This window comes from Mesorhizobium sp. AA22, assembly GCF_001672375.2.
In the GTDB taxonomy this organism is placed as follows: Bacteria; Pseudomonadota; Alphaproteobacteria; order Rhizobiales; family Rhizobiaceae; genus Mesorhizobium; species Mesorhizobium wenxiniae.
Window position 1 is genome coordinate 1,218,889 of sequence record NZ_CP048406.1, and the last position, 22,760, is coordinate 1,241,648.

At 62.2% G+C, this 22,760-nt stretch carries 26 protein-coding genes; 10 read left to right on the plus strand and 16 right to left on the minus strand.

Annotated features, from left to right (window positions below):
* Positions 1 to 9: 9 nt before the first annotated feature.
* The 3 genes from A9K68_RS05785 (at position 10) to A9K68_RS05795 (ending at position 1,717) form a co-directional block, all read left to right on the plus strand.
* Complete coding sequence (locus tag A9K68_RS05785; protein WP_065011234.1) at positions 10 to 333, plus strand: metalloregulator ArsR/SmtB family transcription factor; 324 nt, start codon at positions 10 to 12, stop codon at positions 331 to 333.
* 219 nt (positions 334 to 552) lie between these two features.
* Positions 553 to 1,302, plus strand: a complete 750-nt coding sequence (locus tag A9K68_RS05790) for a YebC/PmpR family DNA-binding transcriptional regulator (protein ID WP_023800014.1) — start codon at positions 553 to 555, stop codon at positions 1,300 to 1,302.
* 103 nt (positions 1,303 to 1,405) lie between these two features.
* Positions 1,406 to 1,717, plus strand: coding sequence for a SelT/SelW/SelH family protein (locus tag A9K68_RS05795; protein WP_065011235.1), 312 nt, complete (start codon positions 1,406 to 1,408; stop codon positions 1,715 to 1,717).
* A 29-nt stretch (positions 1,718 to 1,746) separates the two neighbouring features.
* On the opposite strand, the gene A9K68_RS05800 is transcribed toward A9K68_RS05795, so the two are convergent.
* Complete coding sequence (locus A9K68_RS05800; RefSeq protein ID WP_082982672.1) at positions 1,747 to 2,226, minus strand: anthrone oxygenase family protein; 480 nt, start codon at positions 2,224 to 2,226, stop codon at positions 1,747 to 1,749.
* A 1-nt stretch (position 2,227) separates the two neighbouring features.
* Complete coding sequence (locus A9K68_RS05805; protein WP_065011340.1) at positions 2,228 to 3,061, minus strand: NAD(P)H-binding protein; 834 nt, start codon at positions 3,059 to 3,061, stop codon at positions 2,228 to 2,230.
* Positions 3,062 to 3,174: 113 nt separating this feature from the next.
* Here A9K68_RS05805 and A9K68_RS05810 point away from each other — a divergent pair, with 113 nt between their 5' ends.
* The gene (locus tag A9K68_RS05810) at positions 3,175 to 3,816 is read left to right on the plus strand and encodes a TetR/AcrR family transcriptional regulator (RefSeq protein WP_065011236.1); all 642 of its coding nucleotides are present in this window, start codon (positions 3,175 to 3,177) and stop codon (positions 3,814 to 3,816) included.
* A gap of 9 nt (positions 3,817 to 3,825) precedes the next feature.
* Here the strand turns inward: A9K68_RS05810 and A9K68_RS05815 are convergent, their stop codons facing one another.
* On the minus strand, positions 3,826 to 4,326 hold the full coding sequence (locus A9K68_RS05815; RefSeq protein ID WP_065011341.1) for a hypothetical protein: 501 nt from the start codon (positions 4,324 to 4,326) through the stop codon (positions 3,826 to 3,828).
* Between the two features lie 104 nt (positions 4,327 to 4,430).
* On the minus strand, positions 4,431 to 4,652 hold the full coding sequence (rpmE, locus tag A9K68_RS05820; RefSeq protein WP_065011237.1) for a 50S ribosomal protein L31: 222 nt from the start codon (positions 4,650 to 4,652) through the stop codon (positions 4,431 to 4,433).
* Positions 4,653 to 4,843: 191 nt separating this feature from the next.
* Here rpmE and A9K68_RS05825 point away from each other — a divergent pair, with 191 nt between their 5' ends.
* Positions 4,844 to 6,646, plus strand: a complete 1,803-nt coding sequence (locus tag A9K68_RS05825; RefSeq protein ID WP_163602988.1) for an ABC transporter transmembrane domain-containing protein — start codon at positions 4,844 to 4,846, stop codon at positions 6,644 to 6,646.
* 15 nt (positions 6,647 to 6,661) lie between these two features.
* Here the strand turns inward: A9K68_RS05825 and A9K68_RS05830 are convergent, their stop codons facing one another.
* Positions 6,662 to 8,566 carry a DUF3857 domain-containing protein gene (locus A9K68_RS05830; RefSeq protein ID WP_246811301.1) on the minus strand — a complete coding sequence of 635 codons (1,905 nt, stop codon included), beginning with the start codon at positions 8,564 to 8,566 and terminating at the stop codon, positions 6,662 to 6,664.
* 262 nt (positions 8,567 to 8,828) lie between these two features.
* Positions 8,829 to 10,313 (minus strand): carboxypeptidase M32, encoded by a 1,485-nt coding sequence (locus A9K68_RS05835; protein ID WP_163602989.1) that lies wholly within the window; start codon positions 10,311 to 10,313, stop codon positions 8,829 to 8,831.
* A gap of 182 nt (positions 10,314 to 10,495) precedes the next feature.
* On the opposite strand from A9K68_RS05835, the gene A9K68_RS05840 reads away from it, so the two are divergent.
* On the plus strand, positions 10,496 to 10,849 hold the full coding sequence (locus tag A9K68_RS05840) for a DUF1304 domain-containing protein (RefSeq protein ID WP_065011241.1): 354 nt from the start codon (positions 10,496 to 10,498) through the stop codon (positions 10,847 to 10,849).
* Between the two features lie 124 nt (positions 10,850 to 10,973).
* Here the strand turns inward: A9K68_RS05840 and A9K68_RS05845 are convergent, their stop codons facing one another.
* The 9 genes from A9K68_RS05845 to A9K68_RS05885 form a co-directional block, all read right to left on the minus strand.
* Positions 10,974 to 11,270 carry a hypothetical protein gene (locus A9K68_RS05845; protein WP_348640704.1) on the minus strand — a complete coding sequence of 99 codons (297 nt, stop codon included), beginning with the start codon at positions 11,268 to 11,270 and terminating at the stop codon, positions 10,974 to 10,976.
* Between the two features lie 324 nt (positions 11,271 to 11,594).
* Complete coding sequence (locus A9K68_RS05850) at positions 11,595 to 12,626, minus strand: peptidoglycan -binding protein (RefSeq protein WP_029348904.1); 1,032 nt, start codon at positions 12,624 to 12,626, stop codon at positions 11,595 to 11,597.
* A gap of 1 nt (position 12,627) precedes the next feature.
* Positions 12,628 to 13,653 (minus strand): MotA/TolQ/ExbB proton channel family protein, encoded by a 1,026-nt coding sequence (locus A9K68_RS05855; RefSeq protein WP_065011243.1) that lies wholly within the window; start codon positions 13,651 to 13,653, stop codon positions 12,628 to 12,630.
* Between the two features lie 107 nt (positions 13,654 to 13,760).
* Entirely contained in the window at positions 13,761 to 14,453 is a 693-nt protein-coding gene (locus A9K68_RS05860; protein ID WP_065011244.1) for a hemolysin III family protein, read from the minus strand.
* A gap of 108 nt (positions 14,454 to 14,561) precedes the next feature.
* The gene (locus A9K68_RS05865; protein ID WP_065011245.1) at positions 14,562 to 15,362 is read right to left on the minus strand and encodes an inositol monophosphatase family protein; all 801 of its coding nucleotides are present in this window, start codon (positions 15,360 to 15,362) and stop codon (positions 14,562 to 14,564) included.
* 40 nt (positions 15,363 to 15,402) lie between these two features.
* On the minus strand, positions 15,403 to 15,969 hold the full coding sequence (efp, locus tag A9K68_RS05870; RefSeq protein WP_065011342.1) for an elongation factor P: 567 nt from the start codon (positions 15,967 to 15,969) through the stop codon (positions 15,403 to 15,405).
* A gap of 173 nt (positions 15,970 to 16,142) precedes the next feature.
* A complete protein-coding gene (locus A9K68_RS05875) occupies positions 16,143 to 17,174 on the minus strand; it encodes a tetratricopeptide repeat protein (RefSeq protein ID WP_065011246.1) in 1,032 nt (343 codons plus the stop codon).
* Between the two features lies 1 nt (position 17,175).
* Positions 17,176 to 17,823: a thiamine phosphate synthase gene (locus tag A9K68_RS05880; protein WP_029348894.1), complete on the minus strand. Its 648-nt coding sequence runs from the start codon at positions 17,821 to 17,823 to the stop codon at positions 17,176 to 17,178.
* 134 nt (positions 17,824 to 17,957) lie between these two features.
* Positions 17,958 to 18,893: a DMT family transporter gene (locus A9K68_RS05885; protein ID WP_065011247.1), complete on the minus strand. Its 936-nt coding sequence runs from the start codon at positions 18,891 to 18,893 to the stop codon at positions 17,958 to 17,960.
* Between the two features lie 134 nt (positions 18,894 to 19,027).
* Here A9K68_RS05885 and A9K68_RS05890 point away from each other — a divergent pair, with 134 nt between their 5' ends.
* Together A9K68_RS05890 and A9K68_RS05895 are read left to right on the plus strand one after the other, a co-directional pair.
* The gene (locus A9K68_RS05890) at positions 19,028 to 19,486 is read left to right on the plus strand and encodes an Lrp/AsnC family transcriptional regulator (RefSeq protein ID WP_065011248.1); all 459 of its coding nucleotides are present in this window, start codon (positions 19,028 to 19,030) and stop codon (positions 19,484 to 19,486) included.
* A gap of 111 nt (positions 19,487 to 19,597) precedes the next feature.
* On the plus strand, positions 19,598 to 20,368 hold the full coding sequence (locus A9K68_RS05895) for a sulfite exporter TauE/SafE family protein (RefSeq protein WP_065011249.1): 771 nt from the start codon (positions 19,598 to 19,600) through the stop codon (positions 20,366 to 20,368).
* Between the two features lie 56 nt (positions 20,369 to 20,424).
* Here the strand turns inward: A9K68_RS05895 and A9K68_RS05900 are convergent, their stop codons facing one another.
* On the minus strand, positions 20,425 to 20,976 hold the full coding sequence (locus A9K68_RS05900) for a DUF2269 family protein (RefSeq protein ID WP_065011250.1): 552 nt from the start codon (positions 20,974 to 20,976) through the stop codon (positions 20,425 to 20,427).
* 346 nt (positions 20,977 to 21,322) lie between these two features.
* On the opposite strand from A9K68_RS05900, the gene A9K68_RS05905 reads away from it, so the two are divergent.
* Both A9K68_RS05905 and A9K68_RS05910 read left to right on the plus strand, forming a co-directional pair.
* Entirely contained in the window at positions 21,323 to 21,727 is a 405-nt protein-coding gene (locus A9K68_RS05905; protein ID WP_065011251.1) for a hypothetical protein, read from the plus strand.
* Positions 21,728 to 22,089: 362 nt separating this feature from the next.
* Positions 22,090 to 22,620, plus strand: coding sequence for a DUF1465 family protein (locus A9K68_RS05910; protein ID WP_065011343.1), 531 nt, complete (start codon positions 22,090 to 22,092; stop codon positions 22,618 to 22,620).
* The last annotated feature ends 140 nt before the right edge of the window (positions 22,621 to 22,760 follow it).

The following is a 22,760-nucleotide window of genomic DNA, read 5'->3' on the forward strand; positions in this document are numbered from 1 at the left end:
AAATATAACATGTCAAGCAAAGCGCAGGACGACAATGTTTTCAAGGCGCTGGCGCATCCGCGCCGGCGTGCGCTGCTGGACGAGCTGAAGGACGCGCCGCGCACCACCGGCATGCTGTGCGATGCCTTTCCCGACATGGACCGCTGCACCGTCATGCTGCATCTGAAAGTGCTGGAGGAAGCCGACCTGGTCGTCGCGCGGCGCGAGGGGCGCGAACGCTGGAATCATCTCAATGCGCTGCCGATCAAGCAGATCCACGATCGCTGGATCAGCCAGTACGCCACGCATGCGATCAGCATTCTCGACCGGCTGAAATCCGATCTGGACGGGTGAATGGCCGCAGGAATGCAGCTGGCGGACGTGTTGCGCACCACCGTTACGGCGCGGCTGGACGAATTGAGCCGATTTATCTATAAGCCGGCCATTCCGACATAGAGCGCCGTACGTCCATCCGGACGGACCAGGAACGTTCTGAAATTATGAATTCGAGCATTTTGGCAAAAGGCGAGGTCTCGCTGCAGGATGCTTTGCCAAGAAGACGACAGGGGTGCCATGGCTGGCCATTCACAGTTTAAGAACATCATGCACCGCAAGGGCCGCCAGGACGCGGTGCGGTCGAAAATGTTTTCCAAGCTGGCGCGCGAAATAACCGTCGCCGCCAAGAGCGGCACGCCGGATCCGTCGATGAACCCGCGCCTGCGTCTTGCCGTGCAGAACGCCAAAGCGGTGTCGATGCCGAAGGACAACATCCAGCGAGCCATCAACAAGGCGTCGATGGGCGACGCCGAGACTTACGAAGCCGTGCGCTACGAAGGCTACGGGCCGGGTGGCGTTGCGCTGATCGTCGAGGCGCTGACCGACAACCGCAACCGCTCGGCGTCGAATGTGCGCGCCGCCTTCACCAAGGCCGGTGGGGCGATGGGCGAAACCGGCTCGGTTTCGTTCATGTGGGACCGTGTCGGCGAGATCTTCTATCCGGCGTCAGTCGGCAGTGCCGAGAAGGTCATGGACGCGGCAATCGAAGCCGGTGCCGACGACGTCCAGTCGGACGAGGAAGGGCACACGATCTATTGCGCCTTCGAGAACCTCGGCGAAGTGTCAAAGGCGCTGGAAGGCGCGCTCGGCGAGGCTGAATCAGTGAAGCCGATCTGGAAGCCGCAAACCAACATCGCGGTCGACGAGGAGCGGGCACAATCGCTGATGAAGCTGGTCGCGACGCTTGAGGACGATGACGACGTGCAGAGTGTCTACGCCAATTTCGAGGTCGACGACGAGACCATGGCGAAGCTCAGCGCCGCATGAGCACAGCTCAGCCCAGACATGAGCGAGCTCAGCCCAGACATGAGCGAGCTCAGCCCGAAGACATGAGCAAAGCTCAGTCTGACATGAGCGAGCTCAGTCCGAGATGACCCCACAGGCGCTGCCTCAGGTCCGCATCACCTATTGCACGCAGTGCCAGTGGCTGCTGCGGGCCGGCTGGATGGCGCAGGAGCTGCTCTCGACTTTCGGAACGGATCTGGGCGAGGTCACGCTGGTGCCGGGCACCGGCGGCATTTTCACCATTTCCTGCAACGACACGCTGGTCTGGGACCGCAAGCGCGACGGCGGCTTTCCCGACGCTGCAAGGCTTAAGCAACTGGTTCGCGACGTGATCGATCCGGATCGCCATCTCGGTCATGCCGATCGTAAGGGCCACAAGTCAAAAGACCCTGCCTGACGCAAGGTCTTTTAGATTTCTGGCCTCATTCACCGCCACGCCACGATGAAGCAGCCCAGCGCCACGATGGCGGTAATGGTGCGGACGTGGTTCCACATCACCCAGTCCCTGACATAGGTGGCCCACACGGCGGCGCCGTTGGCGCTTGCCGGATCGACGGCGGCCAGCGCGTTGTTGAGCGGCACGTTGAAGATCATGGTCACGATCAGGTTGCCGACGACATAGATCAGGGCGCCGGCGAGAAGCCAGAACGAACCCGGCTGATTCCAGCCGAGAATGGCGCCGACAACGAGGACGAGGCAGACCAGTCCGGTGCCGAAAAGCGCGGTCATGAACATCGGCGCCACCGCAGTGACGTTGATCGAATTCATGGCGGCGATGCCGCCCGCGGCAGGCAAGCGGGCGAGGCCCGGCATGACGAAGCTGGAAAAGGCGAAGAAGACACCAGCGACGACGCCCGAGCCGAGCGCGGCTACGAAGGTTAGGGTAGGGAGCAGTTTCATGATCATGTCAGTTGCTCCAGATGCCCGTAGCGGCGGTTTCGATTGCGTAGGCGGAGAAGTCCCTTGGCGCTCGGCCGAGCACGCGCTCGACGCCGTCGGCTAGCACCTCGTTGCGGCCGTCGAGCACCTCGGTGAACAGTTCGTTGAGCAGCCAGGCAAACTCGGCCGGCAGCGCGTGCGCGGCGATTGCGGCGGCGAACTCGGCATGCGAAATCTGCTTGAAGCCGATGTTGCGGCCAGCTGCCTTGCCGATCTCGGCGACCGCCTCGGCGAAGCTCAGCAGCCGCGGCCCGGTCAGCTCGTAAAGCTGGCCGATATGACCTTGCCGGGTAAGCACTGTAACGGCGGCGTCAGCAATGTCTTCGGCGTCGACGAACGGTTCTCCGACATTGCCGACCGGCAAAGCCACCTCGCCGGCGAGCAGCGGATCGAGCAAAAAACTCTCGCTGAAGTTCTGGGCAAACCAGGCGCAGCGCAGGATCGTCCAGTCGGCGCCTGAGGCCTTCAGCATCACTTCGGCGCGCTGGGCTTCGGTTTCGCCGCGCCCCGACAGCAGCACCAGCCGGCGCACACCGCGCTCCACGGCAAGTCTGGCGAAGGCGCCGACCGCTTCGGCGGCACCCGGCACCGCAAGATCGGGATAGTAGCTGATGTAGACGGCCCCGACACCATCAAGCGCGGGTTCCCAGGTCGTGTTGTTTTCCCAGTCGAAGGGCGGCGTGCCCGAGCGCGAGCCAATCCGCACTGGCAGGCCCTGCGCCGTCAGCCGGTCTGCGAGACGACGGCCGGTCTTGCCGGTGCCGCCGAGGATTAAAGTCGGTTTCCGTACTGTGTCGATCATGGGTGATTTTCCTTTGTTCACAAACATGAGTAATCCTCACATTTGCAAAACGTGATAAACCCTCGTATTTTGCGAGTCAAGCCAATTTGTTGATCATTCGCTTGGAGACAGTGATGGAAGGCTCGACCGTATCGGGTTCACAGGATGGCCAGATCGCCTCGCCGCGCCGGGCGCCAAGCCAGCAACGCAGCCGCGAACGGGTCGAACGGATGCTGGCCGCCGCCTCCGCTTTGATCGCCGAGCAAGGCAGCGATGCCATGCGCATGGGCGAAGTGGCGGAACGGGCCGGCGTGTCGATCGGCTCGCTCTACCAGTTCTTTCCGGACAAGCGGGCGATCATCTGGGCGCTGGCCGAGCGCTACACCGCCGAAAGCCAGGCCTGCATCGCGGCAGCACTTGCCGAGGTGAGCGACGCGGAAGGGCTGCGGCGGGCGTTTTCCGAGCTGGTGGATATCTATTACGGGCTGTTCCTGGCGGAGCCGGTGATGCGTGACATCTGGTCGGGCACACAGGCCGACAAGGCGCTGCGCGAACTCGAGCTTGCCGACAGCCGGGCCAACGCCGAATTCCTCACGGCGGTGCTAAAACGGCTGCGGCCTGCCGCCGATCCGGCGGCGCTGGAAACGACGGCGTTTCTCATCTGGCAGATGGGCGAGGCCGCCATGCGGCTGGCGATTTCGGTGGAGCGAGAAGAGGGCGACAGGTTGGTCGCCGCCTACAAGCGCATGGCGCTGCGCGAACTGGTCGGCGAATAGAGCCGGAGACTACCGGCCGAAATAATCCCGTAGCATTTCCGTGCGCTCATCTTCCGCGCACATCGCCATGCGGCCGAGGCTGAACCGGCCTCTATGAAGGGCGACAACGGCCAGTGCGCAGTTTACGGTCGGGTCGTCCGCCGAAACTGCCAGATCCCGCAAGGCCAATTCGAAAAGGATCTGCCACGCAGTTTTGTAGTGTGGTTCGATCCAATCCGGAACCGGCGGGTTCCGGTCGTAGGTCAATCGCGCTTCTTCGATCGTCGCGGCCAGACCGTAAGCTCCCCAATATACTGGAGTTTGGCCTTCGGAGATGCGAGCCAGTTCCACAACCGCGGCGTAAGATGCGTCTCCAACATCGCCCTGATGGTGCAGTTCGTTCCAGAGCTCGTCCCAGACCGACTTGTCATCGTAGTGAACGGCCAGCTTTCGCAAGGCCGGTCGTGGATCATAAACGACCTTGTATCCGCCCGTGAGGCCGGACCATCGTTCATCGTTGATTGCGATCATGTCGCCGCCCTTCGCCAACCAGTCGACCCTCCTGTGCCGGGTGGCTCCAGTCAACAAAAAACCCGCCATGAGGGCGGGTTCTTGATCTGCGAAAAGTCTGCGGCTTAGAGGCCGAAACCTTCGAAACGCTTCTTGAACTTCGACAAGCGGCCGCCGCGGTCGAGCAGGGTCTGCTGGCCGCCGGTCCAGGCCGGATGGGTGGTCGGGTCGATGTCGAGGTTCATCGTGTCGCCCTCCTTGCCCCAGGTCGAACGGGTCATGTATTCGGTGCCGTCGGTCATGACGATCTTGATGGTGTGGTAGTCGGGATGGATGTCGGTCTTCATTGTGCTATTCCTGGTTCGCCGGCGCTGCTGACGGGCATAAGCCTGCGTCGATGCGCCCCTTTTTAAAACTCGAAGCCGCAGCTATTGAGGAGCCACGGCTTTTAAAAACGGTCGGCGAGCCTATACATCAGCCGGAATTGAATCACAAGGCCGCGGCAAGCGCATATTAAAAAGAGCCAGAGGAAACGGTTATGGCGCACCCCAGCGGCGATGCAGACGAGCGTAGGCGCTCGCTCAAGCCGCTGCGGCGCCTGTTCCCCTATATCACCCGCTACCGGAAGATGGTCATTGGCGCGGTCGTCTCGCTGACCGTAGCGGCGGCGACGACGCTGGCGCTGCCGCTGGCCGTGCGGCGCATGATCGACCACGGCTTTTCAGCTTCCGATTCCAGTTTCATCGCCGAGTATTTCGCCATGCTGGTGGTGATGGCTGCCTTGCTCGCCGCGGCGTCGGCCAGCCGCTACTATTTCGTCATCACGCTGGGCGAGCGCGTCGTCGCCGACATCCGCAACGACGTGTTCCGCCATGTCACGACGCTGTCGCCATCTTTCTTCGACACCGCCCAGTCGGGCGAGATTGTGTCGCGGCTCGCCGCCGACACAACGCAGATAAAATCGGCGGTCGGTGCCACCGCTTCGGTGGCGCTGCGCAATGTCATCCTGGGGCTCGGCGCCGTGGCGATGATGGTCTTCACCAGCCCGAAACTGTCGGGCCTCGTCATTGCCGCTATCCCGGTGATCGTGCTGCCGCTGGTCGCCTTCGGCCGCTCGGTGCGGCGCAAATCGCGGCTGGCGCAGGACACGCTGGCCGACGCGACGGCCTATGCCAGCGAGCAGATCGGCGCGGTGCGCACGCTGCAGGCCTTCACCAACGAGAAACTGGTCACCGGGAATTTTTCATCTGCCGTGGAAGCCGCGTTCGAGGCGGCGCGATCTTCGATCTTTGCCCGATCTTTCCTCACCTTCTTCGCCATCTTCATGATCTTTTCCTCGGTGGTGGCGGTGCTGTGGTTCGGATCGCGCGACGTGCTTGGCGGGACGCTGTCGCCGGGCACGCTCGGCCAATTCCTGCTCTATTCGGTGTTCGCCGCCGGCGCGCTCGGTGCGCTGTCGGAAGTGTGGGGCGAGCTTGCCCAGGCGGCGGGTGCTGCCGAACGGCTGACCGAGATCCTGGCCGAGAAGCCCGCGATCCAAGCCCCCGCGCATCCGAAACTGCTACCGGCGACGGCCAGGGGCGCAATAAGTTTCGACGACGTATCCTTCTCCTATCCGGCTGGGCCCGACCGCGCCGCCGTCCACGGTCTGAGTTTCCAGGTCAAGCCCGGCGAGACGGTGGCGATCGTCGGCCCGTCGGGCGCCGGCAAGAGCACGGTCTTTTCGCTGCTTCTGCGCTTCTATGACCCCGAGATCGGCAAGATCATGATCGACGGCGTTAATGTGCGAGAGGCCGATCCCGTCGCCATACGAGAGCGCATCGCCATCGTGCCGCAGGATGTCACCATCTTCGCGGCCAGCGCGCGTGACAATATCGGCTTCGGCCGTCCGGACGCCAGCCAGGCCGAGATCGAGGCGGCGGCCAAGGATGCGCTTGCCGACGAGTTCATCCTGAAGCTCGAGAAAGGCTATGACAGCGAGGTCGGCGAGCGCGGCGTGACCCTGTCCGGCGGCCAGCGCCAGCGCGTGGCGATTGCCCGCGCGATTCTGCGGGATGCGCCGATCCTTCTGCTCGACGAGGCGACCTCGGCACTCGACGCCGAAAGCGAGACGCTGGTGCAGACGGCGCTGGAGCGGCTGATGCAGGGCCGCACCACCATCGTTATCGCCCACCGGCTGGCGACGGTTCTGAAGGCCGACCGGATCCTCGTGATGGATGGCGGCTGCATCGTCGAGGAAGGCACCCATCAAAGCCTCGTTGCCAAGGGCGGTATCTATGCGCGGCTGGCCAAGCTGCAGTTCGAAACCGGGTCGAATGCTTTCAGAGGTGCCGCGGAGTAGATCCTTCCACTGGCGTCAGTTCGCTTCGGCGTCCGAATAGGCGAAATTGTAGTTCCAAGCCGAGTTGTCGTTGATCTTCTTGAGGGATTTCAAATAAGGGCCGATACTCTTGGCGGGAATCCGGTCGTTGAGAGTCTTGAGAAACCAGTCGACCTGAAATTCGGTGGAGGTGCTCGTCCAACGAGCCTTGAATGCAACGTAGGGCGTAATCACGTCGTCATTGTCCTCAGGGCCTACGAAGTGGGCCTTCAAATTTCTGACGGTGCACCGGTGTCGTCGAAAGATCGGGCTGCCTAGCCAGATTGGCGCGGTCCTTTCGAGGAGGTCGGGCTCCGGCAAATATCTAATGCCGACATCCGATTTCAGAGCAAAGTCCTTGGAGAGGTTATCGGCATCGAGATCGCCTGCCGACAGATCGTAGGATTCGGTTACCGAAACCAGATTCTTGTCGCGGCTGTCGTTCGTCACCAGCGGCCCCAGGCTTTTCATTCCGGGATACTGGCGATTGTAATATTTGAGATAGTCGTCCGCGATCCTTGCCGCCGATTGCGAGACAAGCTTATAGCGCATGCTATCGGCATCTGCGCCCCAATAGGTCGTGGTGACGGTCAGTTTGAGCGGCTCGCCTTTGCGTTTGGGGAAGTCGAATACCTCATTCACAAAGGTGGTCGGCTGGTAGAGTTCGTTTCGGTCTATCTTTTCCATCGCCGCGTTGTCGGCGACGATGGGCAGCGCAAAGCCGTAGTCGGGCGGTACAAGATTGTCTGCCCTTCCTCCCTGCAGATAGTTGGTCGCGTCGATCCAGTACGTCTGGCTGTCAATGACGACCTTTACGATGATGTGGTCAAACGCCCTTATCGTCGGAAGTATCGTGGCGAGAGCAAGCCCTTCATCAAGATCCGTGAGAGCCACGTCCGCCTGGATTCCCAGTCGCCGCAGGCTGGAGGCGAGAAGCAGCGCCTTGTCCTTGCAATCGCCGAAGCCGCTTGCCACCACTGTCGTTGGGCTGCGCGGGATATAGGAACCACGGCCCATGGACAGGCTGACATAGCGGATGGTGTCCTGGACCAACCGCATTGCCTCGATCATCCTGTCTTCGGGCGCATCGTATTTCGCGGCAATGGCATCGAGCTTCGATTCGAAATCTGCCGGCAGCTCCTGGTCGAGCCGATAATACAGAAGAACCGTGTCGACGATATCTTGCCATTTAGACGTCGAAGAGATTTCGATGGATGGGTATGTGAGAAAGTCCGGCGGCAGATATTCCTGCGATTTCACCGGCGTCGGGTTGGCGCTTTGCCAAAGATAGGTCGTCGTTTCTCCGGTAGACTGGACATCCGGGCGTATGTCCGTCCTGACCTGTCGGACATTCAGGGGCTGCACCGTTGGCCACGTCACTCTTTTGCGGATCAAAGCGATTGGTTCGTCCCAGGCCACGGCAAAGGAATGGAAAAGGAGATCCGTGCCGATGATCGGAGTTCTGACCGTGGTCTTGCTATAATCGACGATGTCTCCGACCCGGACATCGTTGATGTTCAGGTAAGCGGTCAGCCAACCATCGAAGAGGCCCTTCTCCGCATCCCTCTCGCGCCGAAACACGTCGAACTCAGCATCGGAAAGATGCTGGATCACCACGCCGTCGCGAATGATGTCGATCCAGTTCACCGTGACCTCGGACGTCGCAGGATCGAATTCAAAACTTATGCTGGCGCCGCGTTCCAGCCCGGTGCGGTCGACGATCTTGTAGGCATAGCGGTCGAACACCTCCAATCCGCCGGGGCGCTTCCGGATCTGATAATCCGACAGCAGGTTGGATATGCCGTTCTTGATCTGGCTGTCGAATTGCGGATCGGCCTTGGGAAGCGCGACTGGCTCGATCCAGTCGCCAACGCTGCCCTTGTGCACGGTTGTACCGGCCATGGCCGGTACAACCGTGCAAATGACAATCAATACGGTGAGTCTTGCCAATATAGTAAGTTTTGCGGCCACTGTTGTCGCCGCCTGAAAGTGCCTTGCCCGCCCCATGCCCTGCACGTCCCCAGATACAGTCGAATGCCACTAGTGATAGAAAAGTAAATTGCGTCCTGCAAGGCAGGGTGGCTCGGCTAGGACCGAGAATGGTGAATCATCTTCGAGAACCCCAATGATCGGTCAGGTGGGATGGATGGGAGGGGGTGCCGTCCTATGTGCCGTAGCGCTTTTTCAGGTGATCGGTGAAATGCGCGGCGTTGAGTTTCTCGCTGGTGGCGCGTTCGAGCAGGTCGGGCGTCGACCAGCGCGAACCTTGCGACCAAATCTTTTCACGGCGCCAGTCGTTGATCGCCGCGAAATTTCCCGTGGCGAGGTCTTCGTCGGCCGAAGGATGGTCTCTGGTCAGCGCCGCCCATTGCTGCGCCGCCATCATGGCGCCCAGCGTATAGGACGGGAAGTAGCCGAAGGCGGCACCCGGCCAGTGCACGTCCTGCATCGGCCCGTCGGCCGGGTTGTCGATGGTCGACAGGCCGAGATAGTCGCGCATCTTGGCGTCCCAAGCCTCGGGCAGCTCGGCGGCCTCCAGCCGCCCCGAGACAAGCTCCTGCTCCAGCTCGTAGCGCAGGATGACGTGCAGCGGATATGTGACCTCGTCGGCGTCGACGCGGATCAGCCCGCCCTCGACCCTATGAACATGCGGCAGGATGTCGTCGATCGACCAGGTCTCGCCCAGGTGCCGTTCGACCACCGGCAGCGCCCAGCGCCAGAATTCCGGGTTGCGGCCGATCTGCTTTTCGACGAACAGGCTCTGGCTTTCATGCACGGCCATGCCGCGCGCTTTGCCAAGCGGCCAGTGCGCCCATGCCTTCGGCAGGTTCTGTTCGTAAAGCGCATGGCCGGTCTCGTGCAGCACTCCCATCAGTGCCGACAGGAAGTCGGAGGTCTTGTAGCGGGTGGTGATGCGCACGTCGCTCGGCACGCCGCCACAGAACGGATGATGCGATACCGACAGCGAGCCGTGGGTGAGGTCGAAGCCGACCGCCGCCATCATGGCGAGGCCAAGCTCGCGCTGCTTTTCGGTCGCATAGCTGCCCGAAAGCGGCTTCAGCGGATGTTTCGCCAGCCGCTCTTCCTGCACGGCCAGTGCCTCCGGCACGAAATCCCTTAGGAAGGTCTTCAACTCAGCGAAGACCGGCGTGATGTCGGCGGCGCGGTTGCCGGGATCGTATTGCTCCATCAGCGCGTCATAGGGATCGAGGCCGAGCACGTCGGCGCGAAGTGCTGCTTCCTCGCGCACCAGCGCCACGACGCCTTCGAGCGCCGGCAAAAAACCTGCCCAGTCGTTCTTTGCACGCAAGTCGCGCCACAACTGCTCGGAGCGCATGCGCGCGGTCGTTTGACGCTCGACGAATTCGACCGGCAGACAGGTCAGGTTGGTGTATTGCCGCCGGAACTCCTTGACCGCTGCCTGCTGTTCTTCGTTCAGCTTTTCCTGTTCGGCGGCTGCGATCCAGTCGGCGATCTCCGGCGCGGTCGCTCTGGCGTGATGCATGCCGGCCAGCGCCGACATCGCCTCGGCGCGCTTTTCGCCGCCGCCCACGGCCATATGGGTCGCCTCGTCGGCGCCGAGAATGGCGAGCGCATGCTCCAGCGCTTCGAGCTTGTGACCGAGGTCGTCGAGTTTTTGAAAGGACATGATGGGTTCCGCTGAATTTGAACGGCGGGAAAAGATACCAATGCGCGGGCATTGGCAACCCTGAAGGCCGTCAGCGAAGGGCACATTGGTTGCTAGCTGAACGCCGCAATGCGTCTTGCGGGACCGGTGGCGTGCGTGATCAATATCGCAAGGCGGCGCCGTGCCGCGACGGGAGATGAAGCATGATCGCCAACGTGCTGGTCGGGTTGGTGGCGCTGATCCACCTCTATATCGTCTATCTGGAGATGGTGCTGTGGAATACGCCACGCGGCCACAAGGCGTTCAAGCTGACGCCAGAATTCGCCAGCGCATCGAAAGTGCTTGCGGCCAACCAGGGGCTTTACAACGGCTTTCTCGCAGCCGGGCTGATCTGGGGGCTTTACCTCGGCGAGGCCGGTTTCCAGATCAAGGTGTTTTTCCTGCTCTGCGTCGCCATCGCCGGCCTCTACGGCGCGGCGACGGTCGATAGGAAAATCCTCTACCTCCAGACTCTACCGGCAGTGCTGGCGCTGATCGTACTTTGGCTGGGCGCATGACCCCGAAAAATCGGAATCAATTTTCGGAGCACGGATCTGCTGCGGGCCTTCGGTGCGGAACGGATCTGCGCAAGAATCAAAGGATTATGCGCAAGATCGAACTGCGGCGCTGTATTGGAGGGTTTCAGCCGTTTGGATATTTTGGGCCGTAGCCGTTCGGATAATATCCGCCATCGCCGCCGCTGCCGATGAGGAAGGCGCTGCCGGTGGCAGCCCGCAGCCTTTGGCTGACATGATCGAGTTCAGCCAGCAATTGATGATATTGCGTGGCCGGCATCGTTCCATCTCGAGCGGCCCTCTGGGCGGCCCGATCAAGTTGAGAGACCTGCGTGCTCAAGGCACGCGCTTCGTCCGGCTTGATCCTGTTCGCCTGCATGGCGGCGCGGATACCGGTATCCACGCTCTCTTTCTGGTTGATCAAGGCTGCCTCACGCGGGCCGGCGTAGGCGCCAGCAAACGGAACGGTGACGAGAAGTGCGACGAGCGTTGCAGCCCTGAGGATCTTGGGAGTGAAAGAGCGCATGTTGCGTCTCCTTTTACAGGGGAGGCGGCGATTGGGGGCCACCTTCCAGCCGTGGGCCGTCGGTTCCGTCGGGCGCGATGGACGCTTCCACCGCCGGCGGTTCTCGGCCCGGTGACATAGCTAGGAGCGATCCTCGGCAAAGTGTAATCAAAAGGTAATCTTTTCAGGCCTTGCTAGCCCGCATTGTCGCCCTAAATGCGGCCGCCGCTGGAGCCGGGGCGATCAGCGCTCGGTCAGTTTCAGCTCGATGCGGCGGTTCTTGTTGCGTGCATCTTCGGTGTCGGCGGGGTCGAGCGGCTGGAATTCACCGAAGCCGGCCGCAACCAGCCGGTTGGCCGGCACGCCGTTTTCGATCAGGAACTTCACCACCGAGGTCGAGCGCGCCGTCGACAATTCCCAATTGTCGCGGTAGCGGCCGGTTCCCGATAGTGGCTTGTCATCGGTGTGGCCGTCGACGCGCAGCACCCAGTTGATCTCCGGCGGGATCTCCTTCTGCAGGTCGATAATGGCGTCGGCGAGCTTCTTCATCTCGTCCTTGCCGGCATCGTTGATCACTTCGGAGCCTGTCGGGAAAAGCACTTCCGACTGGAAGACGAAGCGGTCGCCGACGATGCGGATGTTCTCGCGATCGGCGAGGATCTCGCGCAAGCGCCCGAAGAAGTCGGACCGATAGCGGTTCAGTTCCTGCACCCGTTGCGCCAGCGCGACGTTCAGGCGGCGGCCGAGATCGGCGATCTTGGTGTTGGACTCGCGGTCGCGCGTTTCGGATACGTTGAGCGCTTCTTCGAGCGCTCCGATCTGCCTGCGCAGCGCCGCGATCTGCTGGTTGAGGATTTCGACCTGGCTCAGCGCCTGCTGGCTGATCTGGCGTTGGTTGTCGAGTTCACCAGAAAGCGCCGTGGCGCGCTGGTTGGCCGCGTCGCCGGCACCGGCGCCTTGCGCCAGCAATTGCTCGAGTCGGCTCTTTTCCGCCTCCGACGCCGACAGCGACGCCTGCAAATTGGCGAGCGAATCTTCCTTGTCCTGCGTCGTCGAGCGCTCCAGCGCCAGAAGCTGGGTCAGTTCGTTTATCTGCAAGTTGAGGCGGTTGAGTACCGTGTCCTTGCCGGAGATTTCGCGGCCGAGCAGGAACTGCGCCAGCACGAAGACGGTGAGCAGGAACATGATCGCCAGCAGCAACGTCGACAGCGCGTCGACGAAGCCTGGCCAGTAATCGATACGGCGATCGGTACGCCGGCTCCTGGCGAGAGCCATGCTAATGGACTCCGGTCTTCTTCAGGGCGTCGGCGATCTTCTCCAGCGTATTGCGCATAGCCTTCTGCTCGTCCGACTGGGCCTCGACCCAGTCGCGCATGATCTGCTGCTCCGAGCGCATGTTCTTGACCAAGCCCGAAATGCCGTCGGCAAGGTTGGCCATGGCGGTGGCGACACGCGGATTGGCGCCGCCGCCGCTTTCCTGCATGCTGCGCAGTCTTTCCGACAGGACGCGGATCTCGTCGGAGGACTCGGCCTTTGGCGGTTCGGCGACGACGATGTCGGACGACAGGTCGGTGACCGAGGACAGCCAGTTTTCGAGCTCGGTGTAGAAGCGTGTCTGGGCGCGGCCAGCCTGCAGGTCGAGGAAGCCGAGCACCAGGGAACCGGACAGGCCAAACAGCGACGACGAGAAGGCGGTGCCCATGCCGGCGAGCGGCGCGGAAAGCCCCTGCTTCAGCGATTCGAGCACGGCGGCGGCATCGCCGGAGCCGGGATCGAGCGAGTCAATAGTTTCGCGGATCGAGCCGATCGTGTTGAGCAGGCCCCAGAAGGTGCCGAGCAGGCCAAGGAACACCAGCAGCCCGACAAGATAGCGCGAGGTGTCGCGGCTTTCGTCGAGGCGGGTGGCGATCGAATCGAGCATGGTGCGCATCGAGCTGGTCGAGAAGGCGATCGTCGACGAGCGGCCGATCATCGCCTTCATTGGCGCCAGCAGCACCGGTTCGGTGGTTTCTGAGCCGGCCCGAAATGAGTTGACCCAGCGCACTTCGCGAAACAGCCGGCCGACCTGCACGAAGGCCAGCAGGATGCCGACCGCAAGCACGCCGATGATCAGGCCGTTGAGACCGGGATTGGTGGCAAAGGCGTTCGAAATCTGACGGGTCAGGATGGCGGCGATGAAGGCGACGATCATCAGGAAGATGACCATGGTCAGCAGAAAAACCTGCGGGCTCGACAATTTGTGCGGGTCGTACATCAGGACGTCGGAGCGTCTGCCCACGCCGAAGGATTTGAGAAAAGCCATCCGTGCCCCGTTTCCGATGCCGTCAATTCACGTTTGACGGCGACTCTAAACGCAATTGTGACCAAATTGAATGGCGCTTGGCAATATTGCCGGCCGGACCATTGGCGTCAGAGTCGGTTGATGACCAGGCAGTCGACCATGGCGGCAAGATGCAGGCCGGCGCCGGTGACGACAAAGCCGTGCCACAGCGCATTGTGGAAGCGCAGGCCCTTCCAGGTGAAGAAGATGACGCCGCAGGAATAGACGATGCCGCCGGCAACAATCAGCGCGATCGATGTCGTCGGCAATGTCTGGACCAGCGGCTCGACAAGAACGATGCCGCTCCAGCCGATGGCGAGATAGAAGACGATCGCCAGCCGGTCGAAGCGGCCGGGAAGAAGCACTTTGATGGCGATGCCGATCGCTGCCGCGAGCCAGACCAGGACGATCAACGAGATGGCAAGCGGCGAGCCGTCGAGCTGGGCGAGGAAAGGCGTGTAGGTCGCGGCGATCAGCAGATAGATCGCGGCATGATCGAAGCGCCGCAATATCCACTTGGCCGGCGACGACACCGGCCACAGGTTATAGGCCAGCGACACCGACAGCACGGTGAGCAGCGAAACCACGTAGAAAGCGGCGGCGATATATTCGCCCGGACCGGCATGCAAGGAGGCCAGCGCCAGCAGCGCCGAGCCGGCGGCAATGGCGAGCACGATGCCCACCGCATGGACGATGCCGTCGGCGATCATTTCGGCGCGCGAATAATGCCAGCGTCCCATGAAGGGGATTTCGATCCGGGATTCGGTGCCGATATGCGTCATGAATGATCCTGCATCCCCTTATCTGGGCGGATCCCGGACAGTATTTCAAGCTTTGGTTGCGATTTTGCGACTGCGGCGGTTCAGCGCGCCAAGTCCGCTAGCTAGAGCTTAGCGCGGCGTCACCGGCTTCCTGACGGTTTTCAACAGCGCGCGCTGGATGACCTCGTTGCCGGCGACGATCGAGCCGCCATCCAGCATGTTCTGCCCGCCGGCGAAGTCGGAGATGAAGCCGCCCGCCTCGCGGATCAGCAGGATGCCGGCGGCGACGTCCCAGGCCGACAGGCCGGTTTCCCAGAACCCGTCCATGCGGCCGGCAGCGACGTAGGCGAGATCGAGCGAGGCAGAGCCGAGGCGGCGCACGCCCGAGACTTCGGCCATCACGTTGCGCAGCTCGACCAGGAAATTGCCATGCTGGCCGCGCCCGAGATGCGGCACGCCGCAGCCGATCACCGCGTCGATCAGCTTGGTGCGGCCGGCGACCCGCAACCGGCGGTCGTTCATAAAGGCGCCGCCGCCGCGCTCGGCAGTGTAGAGTTCGTCCATCGCCGGATTGTAGACGACGCCGGCGACGATCTGGCCCTGACGCTCTAGCGCGATCGAGATGGCGAAGAGCGGAATGCCGTGCAGGAAATTGGTGGTGCCGTCGAGCGGGTCGACGATCCAGCGGTGCTGGCCGTCGTCGCCTTCGATCAGGCCGCGCTCCTCCATCAGGAAGGCGTAGCCCGGCCGCGCCTTCGACAGCTCGGTGAAAAGGATGTCTTCGGCCTTGCGGTCGGCCTGGCTGACATAGTCGCCCGGCCCCTTCATCGAGACCTGCAGGTTCTGGACTTCGCCGAAATCGCGCGACAGCGAGCGGCCGGCCTTCATAGCGGCCTGGACCATTACATTGAGGATCGCGGAACGCGCCATTGTACTTTTTCCTGCTGCGCTTCTTCCTGCTGCCGGCGCTTTAGTCGGCGCGGCGCACGTAAGTGATTTCGTTGGTGTCGACGATGATACGTTCGCCCGACCCGATGAACGGCGGCACCAGCACGCGGATGCCGTTCTCCAGCATCGCCGGCTTATAGGATGAGGCGGCCGTCTGACCCTTCACCACCGGATCGGCCTCGGTGATGGTCAGCGTCACCTGGTCGGGCAGTGAAATGCCGATCGGCCTTTCATCATAGAGCTGGACCGTCACCATCATGCCGTCCTGCAGGAAGGCGGCACGATCGCCGACGAAATCCTTTTGCAGTTCAAGCTGCTCGTAGCTTTCGGTGTCCATGAACACCAGCGCTTCGCCCTGCTCGTAGAGGTAGGAGAAATCCTTCATCTCCAGCCGGATCTGTTCGACGGTTTCGGCGGAGCGGAAACGCTCATTAAGCTTGGTGCCGTTGATCAGGTTCTTCAGCTCGACTTGGTTATAGGCGCCGCCCTTGCCGGGCTTGACAGTGTTGGTCCTGACCGCCACCCATAGGCCGCCATCATGTTCGATGACGTTGCCGGGACGGATTTCGTTGCCATTGATCTTGGCCATGATGATGTGATCCGGAATGAGATATTCGCGATGAAAGCGATTTGGCGCCTCCAAGACCACAAATCGCCAGGAGAGGCAAGGGAGTGGACAAGGGAGTGGGCAGGAGGGGGAGTAGGGGCGGAGCCATCCCCTCGTCAGCATTCGCTGCCAGATAATTCACCGTCCGCGACGCTCTACGGCAGGCGGTTGGCCATCTGCAGCGCCTGCTTCGTCTGGTCGTCGGTCAGGCCCCGCAGAAAATCGTCCATCTGCGGATCGATGAGCCCGGCGCGACGGGCGACAACGTACCAGGCGCCGGCAAGGATCGGATCCGGATCGGTGCCGATGCCGCCCATGTAAAGCTTGGCGAGGCGGTTCTGGGCGGCGACATTCCCGCCCTCGGCGGCCTGTTTCATCCAGCCGAAGCCGGACTTCAGGTCGCGGGCACCACCACGTCCCTCGATCATCCAGGCGGCGAGATCGATCTGCGCCGTATCGTAGTTCTGCCGTGCTGCCTGCGCCAGCAGCCCTCGCGCCTGGACCTCGTCGCGCGGCTTGCCGCCGACGCCATTGGCATAGACCTGCGCCATCGCATATTGCGCGTCGGCAAGGCCGGTCGCGGCGGCGCGCTGATAATAGGACACCGCCTTTGCGATGCCGGCATCGCCGGGGTCCTGCTGGACCAGCAGCTGCGCGAAATTGAACTGCGCCAGACGGTTGCCGGCCTCGGCGGCGGCCTGCATCAGCGCGTAGGCCCCTTTCTCGTCCTTTTTGACGTAGCGGCCGTCGAGCAGCATCAGCGCATACTGGAACTGCGATTCTGGTATGCCCTGCTCGGCGGCAAGCGCGTACCACTTTGCCGCCTCCGCAGCGTTGACCGGCACGCCAAGACCGCGCGACAATATCTCCGCGATCAATGTCTGCGCCGCCGGGTCGCCGTTCTGGGCGCGAACCAAAGCGAGGTTGTAGGCCGTCTTGTAAAGGCCGCGCTGGAAGGCGCCATAGGCAGAATCCGACGGCTTTGCGCCGAAGCGGTCGGGATTGATGGCGTCGGCCGACGGCAGCGGGGCGGTGGTGGCAGGCTGCGGCAGCGGCGTGGCGATCGGCTTGTCCGTGCTTGCACCGATGTCGGGCTTGAGTTGCGGCAACGGGGCGGTTTCCGCCACGGCGGCCTGCACCGTGAGCGCCGCAAGCAAAGCACCGAAAAGGATTGTCCACGCCGGCACGTCAGTCCTCGAAACGCGGCGCGGTTTCGTCGAGCAGCGCATTGGCGCTGGCGACTGCCATCTTCGGGTCGACGCCGTCGGCAAAGACGGCGCTGGACAGCGCCACGAATTCGGCGCCGGTGGTAGCTACCGCTTCGACCGAGGCGAGGTCGGACCCGGCCATGACGATGCAAGGGATCTGGATCACATCCGCCCACCATTGGCCCAGCGACAGGTTGCGCGGGTGCGGCTCCGGCTTGTTGTCGTAGCCGAAGCGGCCGAAGAAGATGTAGTCGGGCCTGAGCTCGCCGAGTTCCAGCGCATCGTCGCGTGTCTTGGCGCCGCCGGTGCCGACCATCATTTTTGCCTGAAAACGGTCGATCGTCTCGGCGAGTTCGGCCTTGCCGACCTCGACATGGATGCCATCTGCCTGGACGCGGCCGGCGATGCGGGTGTCGCCGGCAATGACGACGGCAACGCCTGCCGCTTGCGCCGCCGGCACGATCTGTTCGGCGAAGGCCTGGAAGGAGGCCTCGTCCATGCCGTTCTCGGGCAGGATCAGCGAGGCGACGTCGCCGCCCTCGAACGCCGCGCCGATGCGCTCAGCCGGCACGCCGGGCGGCGCGATCAGCACGATGCGGCAGCGATTTGGAGGCGTTGCGTCGTTCATTGGTTTTCGATCCCGGTTTTCGCCTATGCCGGGCGAAGATGGTTGCATTGCGGCATAGAGCAAAGTGCCGGCCTTGAACAGGCGGGCGGGGCAGGATCATTGGCGCATGATTGTCGTCCGGCGACGTTCTTCGCTCACTTGATCGCCTGGGTGCTCTCGGCTGGGATCTCCGATTTCCACAGTGTCCAGCCAAGATTCATGCCGGCGGCAGCGACCAGGATGGCGGCGGCGCCGACGATCTGGGCCGGATGCAGCCGGTGGCCGAAGGCGACGACATCGACCAGGATCGCGACCACAGGGTAGATAAAGGACAGCGACCCCTGCAGATGAGTCGGCAGTTTCTGAATGGCGCCGTACATCAGGATGTACATCAGACCGGTATGGACGACGCCAAGCGTCGTCAGCATGCTCCAGCTCCACGCATCGGCGGGAAGGTGGGAAAGGTTGGCGAAGGGTGCCAGCATGACGACTCCGACGCAGACCTGGATCAGGGCGATCAGGTGCGGTGGCGTGCCTTTGAGCTTCTTGGTGACGATGGCGGCCACAGCCCAGAAGAAAGCCGCACCCAGCGCCATTGCGATGCCGGTAAAATAATCCGTACCGAGATTGCCTGTGCCTGTATTAGGACCTGCATCGGGCCCCACATCAGGCGAGGCGTGCACGATCAGCAGCATGCCGGCGAAGGCGATGCCGAGCCAGGCCAGCTTCGTCATGGTCAGCCGCTCTAAGAAGAAGAGCGCGCCAAAGCCGACCAGCATGAAGGGCTGGGTGTTGTAGACTGCCGTGGCGATCGAGATCGAGGCGTGGGAAAACGAACTGAACAGCAGCAACCAGTTGATGACGATGGCCGCGCCCCCAAGGGCCGCAATCGCCGCGATGCGCAGCGACACCCTGCCGCGCAGCAATCCCAGGGCAGCGCAGATGATCAGCAGCGTTATCGCGCCGAAGGCGCAGCGCCAGAAGACGACGTCCATGATGGGCTCGCCCGACATGACGACGAACCATCCGATCGTGCCGAGGATGGCCATTGCGGCCGTCATTTCGATTGTGCCGCGCACCGTGCTGTCCATGACGATTACCTCTCGAATGCTGATGGGTTGATAATCCCATGCGGCACAAGCGCTTCCTATGTCTTGCGATAGGTGATATGCCGGCCGTGCCTAATTAAATAAGGTGACGGCGGCCTTTTCGTTGGGAATGTCAAATGCTGGACGATCTGGACCGACGCCTTCTCGAAATCCTGATCAAAGATTCGCGAACCTCGTTGAAGGAACTGGCCCAGCAGGTTGGACTGTCGTCGCCGAGCGTGGCGGAACGGCTGCGTCGGCTGGAGGATCGTGGCGTTATCAGGGCTTTCACCGTCGAGATCGACCCGCAAGCGCTCGGCTACTCGCTGCAGGCGATTGTTCGCATCCGGCCCTTGCCGGGCAAGCTGCATATCGTCCAGAAGCTGATCGAGGAGATCCCGGAGTTTGGCGAATGCGACAAGGTGACGGGCGACGACTGCTTTGTTGCCCGGCTGTTCGTGCGCTCGATCGGCGATCTCGACAAGCTTCTCGACCGTGTCGCCGACAAAGCCGAAACGAGCACAGCCATCATCAAGGCGCAGCCGATCCGGAGGCGCCCACCGCCGCTTGCCGCGACCGCCATCTCAAAACCGTAACAGGCCTCAGCACTCACGACGCATCGCATTGTGTGCAAATTTGCCGTCGCGGCGCGAAACTTTATCGGCTATTCCAGCGTCTACACGATTTCCCTCCAACTGTCCCCGCCGATGTCAGGTCTTCTGCTCGATCCCTGGTTCTATGCCGCCGCCATTCCAGCCGTCATCCTGGTTGGTCTGTCCAAGGGCGGCTTTGGCGGTGCGGTCGGCTTCGTCGGCGTGCCGCTGATGGCGCTGGCCATGCCGCCGGTGCAGGCCGCCGCCATCCTGCTCCCTATACTATGCCTGATGGACATCGTCTCGGTGTGGACATGGTGGGGTGTCTATGACCGCAAGATGCTTACGGACATGATGCCGGGGGCGGTGATCGGCATCGGCCTCGGCTGGCTGACCGCGGCGATGGTGACAGCGGAAATGGTGCGGCTGATCGTCGGCGCGGTGGCCATGATCTTTGTGCTTCGCTGGGTCTATCTACAGATGCGGCACGGTGCGGGCCACTCGGCCGAGCCCAACCGCGCGGCTGCTGCCTTCTGGGGGACGGTCGCCGGTTTCACCAGCTTCGTCGCCCATGTCGGCGGCCCGCCCTTTCAGGTCTATGCGCTGCCGATCCGTCTCGATCCGAAAGTGCTGTCGGGCACCGCTGCAATCTTCTTTGCCGCCACCAACGCATTGAAGCTCATCCCCTATTTTGCGCTGGGACAGTTCGACACAACCAACCTGACCGCGTCGGCGGTTCTGGTACCGCTGGCGCCGCTTTCGACCATCGCCGGCGCCTGGCTGGTCCGGCGGATGCGGCCGGAACTGTTCTACCCCTTCACCTACGCAACCGTGGCGGTCGTTGCGGTCAAGCTTCTGTGGGACGGGATTTCCGGCCTTCTCTAGATTGCCAGCCATGGAAGCTGCCGGCAGCCGAGCCGCCAGCAGCGTCACGGTGGATTTCAGGCGGCGCTCGGCACCAACCGGCGCGTTCCGCCGAGGGCGAGAGCAATTCCGGTGGTCAGGACCAGCGCCATGCAGCCCAGGATGGTGATGTCGTTCAGCGTCGGCTTCAGCACCATGTCGGCGATGATCACCAGCATCACCGAATAGTCGACGCGTGCAGCGTTGAGGATGCGCTGGCCCTGAGCGAGGGCCGCCGGCGTCACGCCTTCCTTGGCGATCATCCCCGCCATGCGGTCGGCGGTCGGCTTGAAGATGAACATGCCGATGCAGAAAGTCGTCGCGTAGCCGGCAAGGCCGATCAGGATCCACAGGGCGGAGAAGCCGACCCACAACCAGCACATTATCAGCCCGAAGGCGAGCGTCAGCATCGACATCGGCGCGAAGAACCTGTTGCCCAGCTCGCCAGTGGCGCGCATGGCCTGCAGCATGCCTTCGATGTTTCCAGCGCGATCGGCGCGCATCGCGAGCACCATCAGCGTGAAGCCGCCGCCGACCCAGAGGGTCGCCGAGACGACGTGCAGAAATTTGACGATAGAGTACCAATCCATGGTTCCCCATCCTTGGATGTTGACGATTGCGAGCGGCGCATACTTGCTCCATCTCGCTGCGAGGAGCGGGCGTTTAGCGCGGCGCCTGTTTCGGAACGATGTCGCGTGGGCGGCCGCTTTGTTTCGACCTCCTATGAGACACGCCGTAACGGCATCGTTCAACGATTGCGCAAGCGCGTCGCGCCGTTTCTGCTATTCTGGCAGCGCCGGGGAAGGGTCGGGCGCGATGCGGCATCGTCCAGAAACATTGCCGATGCTAATGCGCCGATGCCGGTGACCCGGTGGCGGGTCGCCCGCCTGAATTCAACCCATTCCCATGACGGGAAAAGGCAAATCGGGGGATACTATGCAAAAGATAGCACGAAATTTCTTCACACTGGCCGTCGTCTACGCACTGTTCGGGATGGCGCTCGGCCTTCAGATGGCGATCAGCAAAGATCACACGCAGATGCCGACCCACGCCCACATCATGGTGGCCGGATGGCTGATGTCGGCGGTGTTTGCCTTCTTCTACCATTTGTTTCCGGCAATCGGGCAAAAGACGCTCGCCACGGTCCATTTCTGGTTGACGGCAATCAGTGGCATCGGCCTGTTGATCGGCCTTTACATCATGCTTGCCGGCAACCCGGCGATCGAGCCGCTGGTGGCAACGTCCTCGATGGGTTTTTACGCGGGATTGCTGCTGTTCGCCTACATCGCGCTGCCGGTGGTGTGGAAAGCCGAGCGGCTTCCTGAGGCGCAAAAGGCCTGAGTATTGTGCTGTTACGGCACAGGCGGGGGCGCTTTGATCAAAAAATATCCGCGCCGTTAAGGCTTCATTAAGCTTTACAGGCGTTTACTATGTGCATCCAGTGATCTGGATTCTTACCGAGTGGTTGGAGCCACTTTGTTTGACGCCTCCCTGTTAAACTCCTGAGAGCCGCCTTATCCGCGGCTCTTTTTTTGCCCGCGATCCGGATTGCCGGTGCCTGCGCCGTCGTTAACCGTTTGTTAAACATGTGCTTGCCTTCACCGGCGGCGAAGCGCATTTTCAAGCCTCGGTCATATAGGGTGCAGGGCGTGACGGCGATGACGCCGATTCGGCCGGCTGTAAGGCAAGTGCAGGGCGTATCGATGAACGATCCTTCGAAGGGAAGCGCGAAAACCATCAAGCTGGCGGAGCGCCGGGTTTTCTCCCAATCCTTCAAGCCGCTCTACCAGGAAGGCATGGGCCTGGTCGAGCAGGCGGCCGAATATCTGGACGGCAAGGGCCGGGCCGAGGCGAAGAAACTGTCCAGGCTGGCGGCGACGCTCTATGCGGCCGAATCGATGCGGCTGACCACGAGGCTGATGCAGGTTGCCTCCTGGCTGCTTTTGCAGCGCGCGGCGAATTCCGGCGAGATGACCCGCGATCAGGTTGCTTCCGAAAAATCCAAGGTGCGTCTCGACACCGCTTCCGCCAACAACGATGCCGCAGGCTGGGTCGAACTGCCCAAGGATTTTCTTGATCTCGTCGACCGCTCGCTGCGCCTGCAGGCGCTGGTGCGGCGCATGGACGAGGAAATCTACGGCAGCGCCGTGGCCGAGGTCTCGCCATCCGGCCACCCCGTCAATCCGGTTTCCGATCAGATCACGCTGCTAAACACGGCTTTCGCCCGCGGCTGAGAGACTGTTTGGAAACTCTACTCCGGCGGCCATCTGACGGCGTTTTCTGCGCTTACCTGCAGCGCCGCGCGTCCTCTTGGACGCGCAAAGGATGCTGTAGCACTTTGATTTTTGCGCATGATCCATTCCGAAAATCGACT

Excerpts from the sequence above, each read along its gene's own strand:
- A9K68_RS05785 (WP_065011234.1), top strand. The coding sequence starts at position 10 with ATGTCAAGCAAAGCGCAGGACGACAATGTTTTCAAGGCGCTGGCGCAT.
- A9K68_RS05790 (WP_023800014.1), top strand. The coding sequence starts at position 553 with ATGGCTGGCCATTCACAGTTTAAGAACATCATGCACCGCAAGGGCCGC.
- A9K68_RS05795 (WP_065011235.1), top strand. The coding sequence starts at position 1,406 with ATGACCCCACAGGCGCTGCCTCAGGTCCGCATCACCTATTGCACGCAG.
- A9K68_RS05800 (WP_082982672.1), bottom strand. The coding sequence starts at position 2,226 with ATGATCATGAAACTGCTCCCTACCCTAACCTTCGTAGCCGCGCTCGGC.
- A9K68_RS05805 (WP_065011340.1), bottom strand. The coding sequence starts at position 3,061 with ATGATCGACACAGTACGGAAACCGACTTTAATCCTCGGCGGCACCGGC.
- A9K68_RS05810 (WP_065011236.1), top strand. The coding sequence starts at position 3,175 with ATGGAAGGCTCGACCGTATCGGGTTCACAGGATGGCCAGATCGCCTCG.
- A9K68_RS05815 (WP_065011341.1), bottom strand. The coding sequence starts at position 4,326 with ATGATCGCAATCAACGATGAACGATGGTCCGGCCTCACGGGCGGATAC.
- rpmE (WP_065011237.1), bottom strand. The coding sequence starts at position 4,652 with ATGAAGACCGACATCCATCCCGACTACCACACCATCAAGATCGTCATG.
- A9K68_RS05825 (WP_163602988.1), top strand. The coding sequence starts at position 4,844 with ATGGCGCACCCCAGCGGCGATGCAGACGAGCGTAGGCGCTCGCTCAAG.
- A9K68_RS05830 (WP_246811301.1), bottom strand. The coding sequence starts at position 8,566 with ATGGCCGGTACAACCGTGCACAAGGGCAGCGTTGGCGACTGGATCGAG.
- A9K68_RS05835 (WP_163602989.1), bottom strand. The coding sequence starts at position 10,313 with ATGTCCTTTCAAAAACTCGACGACCTCGGTCACAAGCTCGAAGCGCTG.
- A9K68_RS05840 (WP_065011241.1), top strand. The coding sequence starts at position 10,496 with ATGATCGCCAACGTGCTGGTCGGGTTGGTGGCGCTGATCCACCTCTAT.
- A9K68_RS05850 (WP_029348904.1), bottom strand. The coding sequence starts at position 12,626 with ATGGCTCTCGCCAGGAGCCGGCGTACCGATCGCCGTATCGATTACTGG.
- A9K68_RS05855 (WP_065011243.1), bottom strand. The coding sequence starts at position 13,653 with ATGGCTTTTCTCAAATCCTTCGGCGTGGGCAGACGCTCCGACGTCCTG.
- A9K68_RS05860 (WP_065011244.1), bottom strand. The coding sequence starts at position 14,453 with ATGACGCATATCGGCACCGAATCCCGGATCGAAATCCCCTTCATGGGA.
- A9K68_RS05865 (WP_065011245.1), bottom strand. The coding sequence starts at position 15,362 with ATGGCGCGTTCCGCGATCCTCAATGTAATGGTCCAGGCCGCTATGAAG.
- efp (WP_065011342.1), bottom strand. The coding sequence starts at position 15,969 with ATGGCCAAGATCAATGGCAACGAAATCCGTCCCGGCAACGTCATCGAA.
- A9K68_RS05880 (WP_029348894.1), bottom strand. The coding sequence starts at position 17,823 with ATGAACGACGCAACGCCTCCAAATCGCTGCCGCATCGTGCTGATCGCG.
- A9K68_RS05885 (WP_065011247.1), bottom strand. The coding sequence starts at position 18,893 with ATGGACAGCACGGTGCGCGGCACAATCGAAATGACGGCCGCAATGGCC.
- A9K68_RS05890 (WP_065011248.1), top strand. The coding sequence starts at position 19,028 with ATGCTGGACGATCTGGACCGACGCCTTCTCGAAATCCTGATCAAAGAT.
- A9K68_RS05895 (WP_065011249.1), top strand. The coding sequence starts at position 19,598 with ATGTCAGGTCTTCTGCTCGATCCCTGGTTCTATGCCGCCGCCATTCCA.
- A9K68_RS05900 (WP_065011250.1), bottom strand. The coding sequence starts at position 20,976 with ATGGATTGGTACTCTATCGTCAAATTTCTGCACGTCGTCTCGGCGACC.
- A9K68_RS05905 (WP_065011251.1), top strand. The coding sequence starts at position 21,323 with ATGCAAAAGATAGCACGAAATTTCTTCACACTGGCCGTCGTCTACGCA.
- A9K68_RS05910 (WP_065011343.1), top strand. The coding sequence starts at position 22,090 with ATGAACGATCCTTCGAAGGGAAGCGCGAAAACCATCAAGCTGGCGGAG.